Origin of the sequence: uncultured Polaribacter sp. (genome assembly GCF_947500975.1) — a bacterium.
Classification (GTDB): domain Bacteria; phylum Bacteroidota; class Bacteroidia; order Flavobacteriales; family Flavobacteriaceae; genus Polaribacter.
In genome coordinates this window covers 111,271-124,049 of record NZ_CANMUE010000008.1, presented here as the reverse complement: position 1 = coordinate 124,049, position 12,779 = coordinate 111,271, and the positions used below count along the sequence as shown (strand labels likewise).

Here is a 12,779-nt window from a genome sequence, read left to right as displayed (position 1 = left end):
ATGAAAAAGAATCTATTATTAATTTTATTACTAGCTCTAGTATCTAGTATTTATTTTACATCTTGTGTAGAAGATGGTAATTATATAGTTCCTCAAGGAATAGGAACCGAAGAAAATTCAAAATTAAATGCACTTTTAGATAGTGTAAGTAACGGGCAAATTGAGTTAAAGACTATAAATGATTTAAAATCTTTATATGTTTCAGGTAACGAGCCTTTAAAAATTACATCTAACATTATTGTTAAAGGTTATGTGGTTTCTTCTGATTTAGAAGGTAATTTTTTTAAAGAATTTTATATGCAAGATACGCCTGAAGATCCAACTGCCGGTATTAAAGTAGTATTGAATTTAACTAGCAATTATAACAAGTATAATTTTGGTAGAGAAGTTTATATCCTTCTGAAAGATTTATATATTGGAGAAACAAATTCTGGAGATGGCGTTACTGCTATAGGAGGAAAAATTAGTCCTACCGATGTAAGTGAAATAGAAAGTGTTTCTCTAAATCAATTAGAAAATCATTTTTTTCGATCTAATACTACCGAAACAATTATCCCAAAATCAGTTTCTTTAGCGGCTGTTAATGCTTCGGATATTGGAACCTATATAACAGTAGAAAATGTTCTTTTTCCAACTAATTTAGAAGGACAATCTTATGTAGATCCAACAGAAGATTTTGATACTCATAGAAAAATACAAAGCTGTCAAACTTTAGGATATGCAGACCTTTTATTAGAAACAAGTTCTTTTGCAAGTTTTGCTAATAACACATTACCAACCGGAGGAGGTTATATTAATGCGGTAGTTTCAAATGATTTTGGTGGCGATTTTTTAGTATTAGTTTTAAATTCTGTAGAAGATGTTTTTATGACTGGAGAACGATGTTCAACATTGTCAGAAAATGATTTTCCTACAATTTTGTTAGAAGAAGATTTTGAAGAAACATCAGGCGAAATATCTATTGAAGATTGGGGTAACTATAGAGAAGAAGGTACACAATCTTGGAGGTCATATTCTGATACTTACTCGCAAAGTATTGCAGCCAGAGTTGGTTCTAGCAATTCAGGAAATTCAAGTACAATAACTTGGCTAATAACAAAAGGAATAGATTTAGATACAACTTCAGAAGAATTTTTATCATTTGAATCATCAAACAGTTTTGCAAATGGAAGTAATTTAGAAGTTTTAATTTCTACAAACTGGGACGGTGTAAATGCGAATATTACTTCTGCGATTTGGGATGTTTTACCTGCAAAAATTGTTTCTGATGGAGAAAATTTTAAAAACTGGGTACATTCAACTTATATAGATTTATCAAGTTATACAGGTACGGCTTTTATCGCTTTTAAATATACAGGTTCTGGAAATGTAAGTTTTGATGGAACTTACGAAATAGATAATATTAAAATTAATGCTAGATAATTTTTATAATGAATAAAATAGAACATATAGGAATTGCTGTTAAAAACCTCGAGGATTCTAACAAACTATTTACTTCACTTTTTGGTAAACTACCTTATAAAACAGAAGAGGTTGCTTCAGAAGGTGTAACAACTTCATTTTTTAAAAGTGGTCCTAATAAAATAGAATTGCTACAGGCAACAGATTCTAATAGCCCTATTGCAAAATTTATAGATAAAAAAGGAGAAGGAATTCATCATATAGCATTTGCTGTAACTGATATTCAATCAGAAATTACAAGATTAAAAAAAGAAGGTTTTATTGTCTTAAATGAAACCCCAAAAAAAGGAGCAGACAATAAGTTGGTTGCCTTTTTACATCCAAAAGCTACAAATGGAGTTTTAATTGAGTTGTGCCAAGAAATAGAATAGTTAAAATACTGCTAACACTTACTGTTAAATGAGTACTAATTATTATCTTGCAGCTGTTTTAAAAATCAAAACTAAATATGTCATCAAAATTTGATTCTTATCAAAAAAGACGCCTACAATCTTCTTACTTTTCAGTAGTAATAAGTATTGCATTAGTGCTTTTTATGGTTGGTGTTTTGGGGTTGGTTTTGTTAAAATCTACAAAAGTTGCCAATCATGTTAAAGAAAAAGTTGCCATTTCTTTATTTATTAAAGATGAGGTAACTCAAAAACAAATTAAAACTTTTAGAGAATCTCTTTTAACAGAAGATTTTACCAAAAAGGCAATTTATATTAGTAAAACACAAGCCGCAAAAAAATATAGTAAAGAAATTGGTGAAGATTTTTTAAATTTTTTAGGAGAAAATCCTTTAAAAAATGGAATTGATATTTACCTAAAAGCGGATTATGTTACTTTAGATAAAATGCAAGAATTGGAAACTAGATTTTTAAAAAATGCATTTATAGTAGATGTTTCTTATGATAAACCTTTGATAGCATTATTAACAAAAAATATTAAAAGAATTAGTTTTTGGCTTTTAGTTTTAAGTGGGTTCTTTAGTTTAATAGCTATTATTTTAATTAATAGTTCAATAAGGTTATCAATTTATAGTAAAAGGTTTAACATTAAAACAATGCAAATGGTTGGTGCTACTAAAGGTTTTATTAGAAAACCTTTTATTTTTAGAAGTATAAAACTAGGAATGCTCGGTGCATTTTTAGCATTAATTGGCTTGGCAGTTGTAATTTTTTATATTGATAAATATGTGCCAAGTTTAAATATTTTAAAAGACTATATATCTTTAATTTATTTAGCTTTAGGTGTTGTTTTAGCAGCATTTATAATAACTATGTTAAGTACTTTTTTTGCTACTCAACGTTTTTTAAATTTACAAACAGAAGAACTTTATTATTAGAATATGAAAGATAAAAACATAGAAAATTCTGAATTTTTATTCGGAAAAAGAAATTACATGTTCATGGCAATTGGTATTGTTTTTATTACTTTGGGCTTTATTTTTATGTCTGGTGGAGGTAGTGATAATCCTGAAGTTTTTAATGAAGAAATTTATAATTGGCAACGTATTAGATTAGCACCAACATTAGTAATTATTGGTTTAGCAATAGAAATTTATGCTATTTTGGTAAATCCTAAAAAATAATATGGATATTTTAGAAGCAATCGTGTTAGGTCTTATTCAGGGATTAACTGAGTTTTTACCTGTTTCTTCAAGCGGGCATTTAGAATTAGCAAAAGTTGTTTTAGGTGATACATCTGTGCCTGAGGAGAGCCTAACATTTACAGTAGTTTTACACTTTGCAACCGCGTTAAGTACTTTAGTAATTTTTAGAAAAGAAGTATTGGAAATATTTAAAGGATTATTTCAATTTAAATGGAATGATGAATTAAAATTCTCATTAAAAATTATTATTTCAATGATTCCTGCTGTAGTAATTGGACTTCTTTTTGAAGAACAATTAGAATCCTTTTTTAGTGGAGAGATTTTTATAGTTGGTATGATGCTATTTTTAACAGCAATCTTATTATTATTTGCAGATAAAGCAAAAAGCACAGAAAAAAAAGTAACTTTTTGGGATGCTTTAATAATTGGTGTTTCTCAAGCAGTAGCAATGTTACCAGGTATTTCTAGATCTGGAGCAACAATTTCTACTTCCGTTTTATTAGGTGTAGATAGGGTAAAAGCTGCGCGTTTTTCTTTTTTAATGGTTGTTCCTTTAATTTTTGGAAAAATTGGAAAAGATGTTTTAAGTGGAGATTTAAATTTTCAATCATCAGAAATGATATCTGTTTCCGCTGGTTTTATAGCCGCATTTTTAGCTGGTTTATTAGCTTGTAAATGGATGATTGCTTTAGTTAAGAAAAGCAAATTATATTATTTTTCAATTTACTGTGCCATAGTTGGTGCTATTGCAGTAGCATATTCGTTTTTAAAATAAGTCGATAAAAATGACTGAAGAAAATTTTAAGAACGGTAAGGTTTTATTAATTGATAAACCACTTACATGGACCTCTTTTCAAGTTGTAAATAAATTACGTTGGCATATTAAACAGCGTTTTAAAATTAAGAAAATTAAAGTTGGTCATGCTGGTACTTTAGATCCTTTAGCAACAGGTTTATTAATTATTTGTACAGGTAAGGAAACTAAAAATATTCATACTTATCAAGGTCAGATAAAAGAATATACGGGTACTTTTACCGTCGGTTCAACCACGCCTAGTTATGATTTAGAAACAGAGATTGATCAATCATTTTCTACTGAACATATTACAGAATCACTTTTAAAAGAAACTACAAAACAGTTTTTAGGTGATATTCAGCAAAAACCACCCATTTTTTCAGCTATTAAAAAAGATGGAAAACGCTTGTATGAGTTAGCTAGAAAAGGTGAAACAACAGAAATTGCTTCAAGACAAGTAACCATTTCAGAATTTGAAATTACAAATATTAATCTACCTCAAGTTGATTTTAGAGTAGTTTGTAGTAAAGGAACTTATATTCGCTCAATAGCATTCGATTATGGAAAAGCATTAAACTCTGGAGCTCATTTATCAGCTTTAAGAAGAACTAAAATTGGTGATTTTTCTGTTGATAATGCAAGCTCTATTGAAAGTTTTATTGAAAACTTGGTTGAATAATAAACTTTGAAAAACACTAACGGTTGATGTGTTTAGTAAGATTTTAGAATATACTTGCTTTCAAGTTTGGTAGACTTTATAATATGAACTAATTTTAGGTTGTAACTTAACTTTATTGTTTTAATATATTGTTGTAGGTAATTAAATGAAAATACTAACGAACATATTAATTTTACTGATTTCTAGTTTGACTTTAGCACAAATTGAGAAAAAAAATGACACGCTCGAAATTTGGACTCTTTTCAGTATTGGAAACTTTGTAAATCAAAATGCGGAAAAAATAATTGAAAAAGATTGGCCATTTAAAATAAAAGGAATTGCAGGAGATTCATTCATTGAAAGTTTAATCGATAGTGTTGAAATTCACAATAATAAAATTTGGAATTATTTAGATTCGAATGGATATTCAAATTCAAAGAAAAAGTTTGAATCAGATTTACTCGCTGAAATTATCCGAATAAAAAAAGCAGTAGAAATTTCACAATCAAATAAAAAAGTGTCTGAATTATATGCCAACTTGAGAAAAAGGAAATTGCAAGATTACACGGAATTAAAAAAAGAAAATAATTCAAAATATGAATTTACCGTTTTTAGCTTTGATCTGAAAAACATAGAAAAAGAGCAAAATTTTGAATTTAAATTCACATCTGATTTGAAAAAGGAAAAAACAAAGATTATTGAATAAAAACTACCTACAACACCGTGTATATTTTATTGCTTTCTTTTAGCCAACTTACGAAAATCCTCGCGGATTTTCAATTAAGTATTTATTTGCTAAACCAACGCAACAAATCATACACATAAAACGTTAGTTATTATTTTAAAAACGAAATGGAAAAACTCTTAAAAAAGATTAACAAAGCCCCACTTTCAGTTAAACGCATTGACTTAGTAGGTTGGGAAGAAATTCCATCAGAAATAGAAAAATGTAAGAATTTAGAAAAATTAGATATTGGGTATACAGATATCGAGATTATACCTGAATTTGTTTCACAGTTACCCAAACTGAAAATACTTAATTTTTATGGGTGTGAAAGGGTGAGTTTTCCAAACAACTTAAGTTCTTACCCTAGCCTAAAAGAACTAGGAGTTTTTTGTAAAAACGAAAAAGAGCTAGAAATAATTTTCTCATTGGAAAACATAGAAAAACTGACAATAACTGGAAGCTTTAATACAATTCCTGAAACTATAGGAAAAATGAAAAACTTAAAATCACTAAGTTTGTTTGCAGTTCCTCTTACAAAACTTCCTAAGTCACTAAGTCAACTGACTGAATTGTCAAAATTAGAAATATTGGTTGGTGCTACTAAATTTGATTTTGAACAAATGGTCAATATATTAAAAGAAAACAAAAAGCTGACAGACCTTAAACTAAGTGCTTCAAAAGCAAAAATATCCAATTCTATTGCAAAACTTACTAGCCTAAAAAAGTTAAATTTAGAAGGTAATGGGTTGATAAAAATTCCAAAAGAACTTTTTGAATTATTAAAACTTACAGAACTAAATTTAGGAATTAATAACCTTAAAGAGATACCAAAAGGAATCGGGAAATTAAAAAAATTAAAAGTATTAAAAATCAACTCAAATTGGACAAATAAATTTGACCCAACAAACTTGATGGACGAATTACATTTGCTTGAGAGTTTGCAAGTATTACATCTGTGGTCTTGTCAGAGTGTTAGGCACATACCTGAACTGATTTTTAACTGTAATAATTTAAAAGAAATAGACTTAGATAATAATTTATTACAAGATTTACCTGATTCAATTTACAAGATGAAATGGTTGAAAAAATTGAGGTTGACAACCAATAATTTAAAGCAGAAGACCAAAGAAAAACTAGTTGAGGAATTATCTGAAACTAAAATATTAGTAGATTAAAAAATAATGCCTAACAATGTATAAAAATAATAATAGAGGTTCAATAGCTAAAACCAAACTAAGTAAATATTAAGTAGGTCTCTCTTTATCCAAAAATTAGTACAAAAAATCCGTTATTCTTCTTATACTAGTCCATTACACTAGTTATTATTCCGTCTTGCATTCAAATTTATCATTTAAGATAATGTCAATTCCATGTTCAGTATCCCAACTGCACTCAAAATATAGTTTTAATTCATTAGAGTTTTCAGTTAATATAATATCACTTAAGCATAAATTTCGTTTTAAAAATTCATTATTGGTATAAGTAGTATTATGTAATCGTTCAATTTCTATTTTAGCGTATTTATAATGAATTGCATCCGCGTAAGCTCCCCCATTTCCAAAAGTATAATGCTCAAAAAAAGAAAGTATTTTTTGTTCTGCGATTTCTATATTATCAATAAGTTTTTTCAATGCATGTAAATCACAAATTGTTTCGTTACACACAATAGTTACTTTTGAGTTATCAGTATGTGGTTTTTTGTAGTATTCAAAAACATCTGAATTGTCTTCCCATTCTATCGTACTGTCTGGATTAGAAAAGTTCTCTGGATTGTGTAAGTCGTAATACATATTCCAATCTTTACACATAAAACTATCTATAATCGCTTCTTCTTTTTCTTTAAGTTCTGTAGCTAAAATGGTGTAAAAGTTTTTGTTAGACAGTTTTAAATTTTCTTTTAAAAACTGGGCTTTAATTTCTTTTTGTTTTGCCTCATCTATTCGTTCTTGCAACTCGTTAATATCTACTTCTACAAGAAAGCAATCAAATAAATTATTTGGATTTGTTTCAGATGTAAAATCAAAACTTGTATCTATTTCTGTATCTAGCCCTTTCAACATAAAATGTTGTTTATAAAACCCTGAAAATTTTGGTTCAAATAGCCCGAAAAGTTGTATTAAATGGTCTTCAGAAATAACAATCCAATAAATTCTAAAATGATAATCTTTATCATTCCAATTGCTAGTATAGATTTTACAACCATTAATTTTAGTTTGTAATTCCCAGTTTTTTTCTCGGTCTTTATGGAATGATCTAGTGGCAATATTTCTATATTCTTCAGTAATTTCTGGGATATTACATTTGTATTCTTTAGTGTTTTCAACACTTGCAATAAATAATGACTTGTTATTGTCTTCAGCAAGTAATGCTTTTGTTTTTTTTAGTATTAGGCGATTTTTAGTTATAATTTTTTCGTTATAATATTCCGGAGCATAAAGTGAGATCGGTTTTTTCATTTCAATTTTTAATTTGAAAGATAATTAATTATACTTTTTCTTGTGCCTTTTTTGCTCCAAATTTTAAATTCTGCTTTAGATTTCACCCATTTATTTTCTTGTAAATAAAGATGATAATTGAGTTCTTTTTTTATTTCTCCCCAGTCTTTTCTTTGTTGAATTTTTTCTAAAAGAGGAATTGCATTAAACCCTGTTTCGGCAATATTAAATATTTCAGATTCATCTCTTTCAACTTTTGGTTTTGCCAATTCTTGTTCTAAATATGAATAAAAAAAATTATCAACAGCTCTTCTTTCTTTTTCATTAAAGGTGTTTTTATAGTCGAATTTTGCAAAATCACGGTAAATGTATTCCACAAATGAAAAACTAAAATCATAGTTTTCTATTGTTATCAATTCTAAAATTCTTGGAATAAAGTATTTGTAACATTCGTTACCCATTTCTATAACATTGCCAGACTCCATAATGCCGCCAAAAATGTGATCATTCAATTTTTTAAGTGGTGTTTGTAAAAAGTATTTTTCATCATCCTTAGAAATGCAACTAACACATCCATAATTTACAATTTTAGTTGGTTTTGTTAATTTAGAAAATGTTTGATAAAGTTGTTCTATTGCAAGTACTAATTCCATTTTTTATTTTGAAATTGAATTTTTACTCGTTTATTTTTTTGATCAACTATTTTTTCGGTTAAATCATATTCAGATATGTTATATACTGTAGCAAAGCAATCTCTAACTTCTATTAATCTTTCTTTTATTGATAAGTTAGGAAAACTGTTTGAGTAAACACCTGCTTCAAAATAGAAGTTAATAGGTAACCAAACATTAATTTCAATAACTCCTTTGGTTTTATTGCGAGTTTCAAATTCAGCAATACAGATTAAGTTTATACTATTGTTTTTTATTTTTCCAAAACGTATTGCCGTAAGTGTAGGTTCGTAATTAAAAGAATCACTTAAACGTAATAAAGAATCTTCAATAATTTCTTTATCTAAAACTAAATTTTCAAGTTCTTTAAAAGTAGGAAACTTACTTTTTATATTTCCAATCAAAACACTTTCATAAGTGTTAAAATCAAATATTTTGGTAAAATTTATATCTAAATTAAAATATATTATTGGAAGTTTTTCAAAAGATTCTCCATCTTCAATTTCATTGATTATTTGTTCTGAAAAAAAGAACTCACTTTTATACAATTCATTAAATAACTGTTTAGGAACTTCAAAATAAGAAATAGCACCTATGTTTAAGGTATGTCCACCGTTTTTATAATCTAATTCACGCCAATTATTATCTAAATTAATAGTTCCATATACATAAGAATTCCATTGCATAGGATTCATTTGCGGAAACTTATATTCTTTGTTGTTGTAGTTTACTTTTAACATTCTGTTTTTTAATTACTGCCACGTTATTAGTGATATAACGTCTTTTTTAATGACATATATCAGAAGTTAGCTAAGTTATCTTTTTTAAAACAGAAAGTCAAGTAAGAAAAAACCTCTTATTTTTAATAATAAGAGGTTTTTAAAAAGTGTAATTAAAATTTTAATGTAACTCCTAATAAGAAGTTTCTTGTTGCTTGCGGATAATAACCAGCTCCATCAACAGTTGTTGTAACACCAGCAGTTGTCCAAGTGTCATCATAGGTGTAATAATAACCCCTGTCTACATATTTTTTGTTAAAGATGTTATTTATTAAAGCAGTAAATACAACCGATTTAAATATTTTATTTGTTTCTATTTCATAAACTGCATTAAAATCACTTGTAAAATAACTTTTTAGTTTTTCGTTATCTGTAGATATTTCTTTATAAAGAATTGATGGTTCATTCACAACTGCACCACCTAAATTACCCATATATTGTTCGCCAACATATTTAGATAAAAGAGAAAATTGTAAGTTTTTTAAAGGCTGAAAAACAAAAGCATTACCTGCAATTACATCAGGAGAATTAGAAATAGGCGTATTTCCTAAATTAACTAAATCACCATTTATGGTCGCGTTAAAATCTACGTTCTTATTAGAACTTATGGCTACATTTGGTCTAATAGAAAATTGATCATTTACACGAATATCTGCATCAACTTCTAAACCTAAACGGTAACTTTTTCCGCTTGTAGCTCTAATAGGAGAACCAACATCATTTAAAGCACCAGTTAATACTAACTGATTTCTATAATCCATATAGTAAACATTGGTACTTAATTTAATGTTTTCGTTTTTTAAACGCCAACCTAACTCATAATCATCTAAACTTTCGTGTTGTGTAGTTCCTACTTCAAAATCATTTCTATTAGGTTCTCTGTTTGCTTTTGCATAAGATGCATAAAAACTATTTGAGTTGTTAAGTGTGTATGTTAATCCTAATTTAGGATTAAAGAAATTGAAATTAGTATTTACATCTATTTCATCTCTATCAGATGTCAATCCTTTTGTTTTATAAGTTACAAACCTTCCTTGTAAATCAACAAAAGCAGTTAATTGATTTGATATTTTATAAGTAGTTTTTATAAATGAACTATAATCTGTTTTTTTAGCATCACTAAAATAATATTGATCTCTAATACTAGTTCCCTCAGATAAATCACTTCCCCAAATTATTTCTCCAAAATGATCATTAGTATAGTTGCTGTAAGACATTCCTCCAATAACTTCTATATTATTGTTTTTGTATGTAGCGTTAAAATTGGCTACATAAAAATGGTTGTCTAACCAACGTCTAACAACAACATCACTATCTTCTGTAATTAAGTTATTAAAATCTTCAGCAGATTCTTCTTCTTTAAATTGCTCAAAATATCCTTTACCTCTTGTGTAATTTAAACCTAAGTTTGTAGACCAATTTTTGTTTAATTTCTCATTCCAATGCAACTGATAATGATCTTGTTGGTAGTTGTCAGTTTCATTATCATAGGTATAAGGATTCTGTTTTCTATCCTCTGCTAATTCCTCTGCAGTTAAGCCATACCAAGCTTGATAAGTATATTCTTTACCTCCAAAAGCCAATGCTTTTACTAAGGTGTTTTCATCTACATAAGAAGCTTGTAAGAAATACGATTTTAAATCTGTAAAAGCTCTGTCTATGTAACCATCAGAATACACATTAGACAAACGACCAGCAAACTCAAAATTGTCATTTATTTTTCCTGTTGTAAATTTTACTGTATGTTTTCTTGTTCCATAAGAACCAAAAGAGTTTGAAATTTCTCCACTAGCTTCTTCAGAAATAGCATCCGTTAAAATGTTTAAACTCGCACCAAAAGCACCAGAACCGTTGGTAGATGTACCAACACCACGTTGTAATTGTAAGCTTTCTGTAGAAGAAGCAAAATCACCCATATTTACCCAAAAAGTTCCTTGACTTTCTGCATCGTTGTACGGAATTCCGTTTACTGTAACGTTTACACGACTTCCATCAGAACCACGAACACGAATATACGTGTAACCAATACCTGCTCCAGCATCAGAAGATGTAGTTACAGAAGGTAAATAGTTAAGCAAAATAGGAATGTCTTGTCCTAAATTACGTTTTGCAATTTCCTTTTTTGATAAGTTAGAATGTGTTACTGGCGAATTCGCTTTTACACGAACTGCAGAAACCAAAACCTCTTCTAAAACTGTAGAATCTGGCAATAATGAAAACTCAATTTCATCATTTTTAGTCAAAGAAACTTCCTTAGAAACTGACTTGTAGCCAATAAAAGAAACTTGAATTGTGTACTTTCCTTTTGGAAGATTTACTGAGAACTGACCATCAAAATCGGTTGAAGTTCCTTTTTTACTTTCTTTTACCAAAATAGTTGCTCCTGGTAAAGGTTCGTTGTTTTCATTTACTACTTTTCCTTTTAGTGTAAATGTTTGGGCGTTTACAAGTATACTTGTAAACAAGAATAAAAAAAAGATATTTTTTTTCATTTTAAAAAATTTAAAACGAATAAAAAGAGGTAATTATTCTTGTGATTAATATTGAATAATTAAAATTTTTAGTCATTACGAGGAGGTTACGACTTGGTAATCTCTTCAGAATAAAGATTGCTTCAGAATAAATTCTTCGCAATGACTTAACGATATTTCCCTAAACAGCATTACCTGTTCTAGGTTCATTGGGTATGATCTCAGCTTTTGCTGAACTTGTTTCCTAAGAAATAATATCCAGTTTTAGCACCCCTTTATGAGAACGGCGCAAAACTAAGACGTAAATTTTAAATAACAAATTATAAATGGTTTTTTTTGTAGCTTTGAGAAAAGCATTTTTAAGATGGATAAATTAAAAGGATTAGAAACCTGGCATCAATTTTTAGAAACAAGAAATATTGATGGATTAAAAAATTTAATTGCAGATGAGGCTGTTTTATACTCTCCGGTTGTATTTACACCCATTAAAGGTAAATTTATGGTAAGTATGTATTTAACAGCTGCAGCTAAAATTATAGCAAACGGTTATTTTAAATATATAAGAGAAGTTTGCGACGAAGAAAATGCTTTGTTAGAATTTGAAACTGAAATTAGCGATGTTTCAGTTAACGGAATTGATATGATTAAGTTTAATGAAGAAGGGCAATTAAAAGAAATAAAAGTAATGATTAGGCCTTTAAAAGCTATAAATATTGTGCATCAAAAAATGGGTGAGTATTTAGAGAAAATGAAAAATAGCTAATTTTACTTTAATTTATATCTGGTTTTTTTCTTAATGCTTTTTTTACGGAAGTTCTTTTTTTGCTTTCAGTTTTTCTTCTGATAGAAGCTTTACTTGGTTTTGTTTTACGTCTTATTTTAGGGCGAATTAAACTTGTTGTCAACAAATTTAAAAAACGTTTAATAACTAAATCTTTATTTCTATGTTGAGAGCGTGTTTCTTCACAGAAGATAAGTAACACATTTTCATTGGTTAATTTTGATGCGAGTTTTACTTTTAAAATATCTTTTTCATTATTAGACAAGGAATTTGAGTTTTCTACATCAAAAGTTAGCTCAATTTTTGAAGATGTTTTATTTACATGCTGACCTCCAGCACCAGAACTTCTGATGGCCTTAAAATTAAGTTCTTTGATGATATTTTCTTTGTTCATTTTTTCTAAAAA

The 12,779-nt window shown here is 28.1% G+C and carries 14 protein-coding genes; 9 read left to right on the top strand and 5 right to left on the bottom strand.

The window, feature by feature from the left end:
- From Q0733_RS10305 to Q0733_RS10270, 8 genes are all read left to right on the top strand, one after another.
- Nucleotides 1-1,422: a DUF5689 domain-containing protein gene (locus Q0733_RS10305; RefSeq protein WP_298782131.1), complete on the top strand. Its 1,422-nt coding sequence runs from the start codon at nt 1-3 to the stop codon at nt 1,420-1,422.
- Nucleotides 1,423-1,430: 8 nt separating this feature from the next.
- Nucleotides 1,431-1,832, top strand: coding sequence for a methylmalonyl-CoA epimerase (gene mce, locus Q0733_RS10300; RefSeq protein WP_298782130.1), 402 nt, complete (start codon nt 1,431-1,433; stop codon nt 1,830-1,832).
- A 77-nt stretch (nt 1,833-1,909) separates the two neighbouring features.
- Nucleotides 1,910-2,788 (top strand): ABC transporter permease, encoded by an 879-nt coding sequence (locus tag Q0733_RS10295; protein WP_298782129.1) that lies wholly within the window; start codon nt 1,910-1,912, stop codon nt 2,786-2,788.
- A 3-nt stretch (nt 2,789-2,791) separates the two neighbouring features.
- On the top strand, nt 2,792-3,034 hold the full coding sequence (locus Q0733_RS10290; protein WP_298782128.1) for a DUF3098 domain-containing protein: 243 nt from the start codon (nt 2,792-2,794) through the stop codon (nt 3,032-3,034).
- 1 nt (nt 3,035) lies between these two features.
- Nucleotides 3,036-3,830: an undecaprenyl-diphosphate phosphatase gene (locus Q0733_RS10285; protein ID WP_298782127.1), complete on the top strand. Its 795-nt coding sequence runs from the start codon at nt 3,036-3,038 to the stop codon at nt 3,828-3,830.
- Nucleotides 3,831-3,840: 10 nt separating this feature from the next.
- Nucleotides 3,841-4,530, top strand: a complete 690-nt coding sequence (truB, locus tag Q0733_RS10280) for a tRNA pseudouridine(55) synthase TruB (protein ID WP_298782126.1) — start codon at nt 3,841-3,843, stop codon at nt 4,528-4,530.
- Between the two features lie 145 nt (nt 4,531-4,675).
- Nucleotides 4,676-5,215, top strand: coding sequence for a hypothetical protein (locus tag Q0733_RS10275; protein ID WP_298782125.1), 540 nt, complete (start codon nt 4,676-4,678; stop codon nt 5,213-5,215).
- Between the two features lie 146 nt (nt 5,216-5,361).
- Nucleotides 5,362-6,411: a leucine-rich repeat domain-containing protein gene (locus Q0733_RS10270; protein WP_298782124.1), complete on the top strand. Its 1,050-nt coding sequence runs from the start codon at nt 5,362-5,364 to the stop codon at nt 6,409-6,411.
- A gap of 147 nt (nt 6,412-6,558) precedes the next feature.
- Here Q0733_RS10270 and Q0733_RS10265 read toward each other — a convergent pair whose 3' ends face one another.
- The 4 genes from Q0733_RS10265 to Q0733_RS10250 all read right to left on the bottom strand — a co-directional run bounded on the left by Q0733_RS10265 (nt 6,559) and on the right by Q0733_RS10250 (nt 11,613).
- Entirely contained in the window at nt 6,559-7,692 is a 1,134-nt protein-coding gene (locus tag Q0733_RS10265) for a hypothetical protein (RefSeq protein WP_298782122.1), read from the bottom strand.
- A gap of 8 nt (nt 7,693-7,700) precedes the next feature.
- Entirely contained in the window at nt 7,701-8,324 is a 624-nt protein-coding gene (locus Q0733_RS10260) for a hypothetical protein (protein ID WP_298782121.1), read from the bottom strand.
- Nucleotides 8,315-9,082, bottom strand: coding sequence for a hypothetical protein (locus tag Q0733_RS10255; protein ID WP_298782120.1), 768 nt, complete (start codon nt 9,080-9,082; stop codon nt 8,315-8,317). Before Q0733_RS10255 ends, Q0733_RS10260 begins: the two co-directional genes overlap by 10 nt.
- A gap of 152 nt (nt 9,083-9,234) precedes the next feature.
- Nucleotides 9,235-11,613 (bottom strand): TonB-dependent receptor, encoded by a 2,379-nt coding sequence (locus Q0733_RS10250; protein ID WP_298782119.1) that lies wholly within the window; start codon nt 11,611-11,613, stop codon nt 9,235-9,237.
- 343 nt (nt 11,614-11,956) lie between these two features.
- Between Q0733_RS10250 and Q0733_RS10245 the strand changes: the two genes are divergently transcribed.
- The gene (locus Q0733_RS10245) at nt 11,957-12,355 is read left to right on the top strand and encodes a hypothetical protein (protein ID WP_298782118.1); all 399 of its coding nucleotides are present in this window, start codon (nt 11,957-11,959) and stop codon (nt 12,353-12,355) included.
- 7 nt (nt 12,356-12,362) lie between these two features.
- On the opposite strand, the gene arfB is transcribed toward Q0733_RS10245, so the two are convergent.
- Nucleotides 12,363-12,767, bottom strand: coding sequence for an alternative ribosome rescue aminoacyl-tRNA hydrolase ArfB (arfB, locus tag Q0733_RS10240; RefSeq protein ID WP_298782117.1), 405 nt, complete (start codon nt 12,765-12,767; stop codon nt 12,363-12,365).
- Between the last annotated feature and the right edge of the window lie 12 nt (nt 12,768-12,779).

Excerpts from the sequence above, each read along its gene's own strand:
- Q0733_RS10305 (WP_298782131.1), top strand. The coding sequence starts at position 1 with ATGAAAAAGAATCTATTATTAATTTTATTACTAGCTCTAGTATCTAGT.
- mce (WP_298782130.1), top strand. The coding sequence starts at position 1,431 with ATGAATAAAATAGAACATATAGGAATTGCTGTTAAAAACCTCGAGGAT.
- Q0733_RS10295 (WP_298782129.1), top strand. The coding sequence starts at position 1,910 with ATGTCATCAAAATTTGATTCTTATCAAAAAAGACGCCTACAATCTTCT.
- Q0733_RS10290 (WP_298782128.1), top strand. The coding sequence starts at position 2,792 with ATGAAAGATAAAAACATAGAAAATTCTGAATTTTTATTCGGAAAAAGA.
- Q0733_RS10285 (WP_298782127.1), top strand. The coding sequence starts at position 3,036 with ATGGATATTTTAGAAGCAATCGTGTTAGGTCTTATTCAGGGATTAACT.
- truB (WP_298782126.1), top strand. The coding sequence starts at position 3,841 with ATGACTGAAGAAAATTTTAAGAACGGTAAGGTTTTATTAATTGATAAA.
- Q0733_RS10275 (WP_298782125.1), top strand. The coding sequence starts at position 4,676 with ATGAAAATACTAACGAACATATTAATTTTACTGATTTCTAGTTTGACT.
- Q0733_RS10270 (WP_298782124.1), top strand. The coding sequence starts at position 5,362 with ATGGAAAAACTCTTAAAAAAGATTAACAAAGCCCCACTTTCAGTTAAA.
- Q0733_RS10265 (WP_298782122.1), bottom strand. The coding sequence starts at position 7,692 with ATGAAAAAACCGATCTCACTTTATGCTCCGGAATATTATAACGAAAAA.
- Q0733_RS10260 (WP_298782121.1), bottom strand. The coding sequence starts at position 8,324 with ATGGAATTAGTACTTGCAATAGAACAACTTTATCAAACATTTTCTAAA.
- Q0733_RS10255 (WP_298782120.1), bottom strand. The coding sequence starts at position 9,082 with ATGTTAAAAGTAAACTACAACAACAAAGAATATAAGTTTCCGCAAATG.
- Q0733_RS10250 (WP_298782119.1), bottom strand. The coding sequence starts at position 11,613 with ATGAAAAAAAATATCTTTTTTTTATTCTTGTTTACAAGTATACTTGTA.
- Q0733_RS10245 (WP_298782118.1), top strand. The coding sequence starts at position 11,957 with ATGGATAAATTAAAAGGATTAGAAACCTGGCATCAATTTTTAGAAACA.
- arfB (WP_298782117.1), bottom strand. The coding sequence starts at position 12,767 with ATGAACAAAGAAAATATCATCAAAGAACTTAATTTTAAGGCCATCAGA.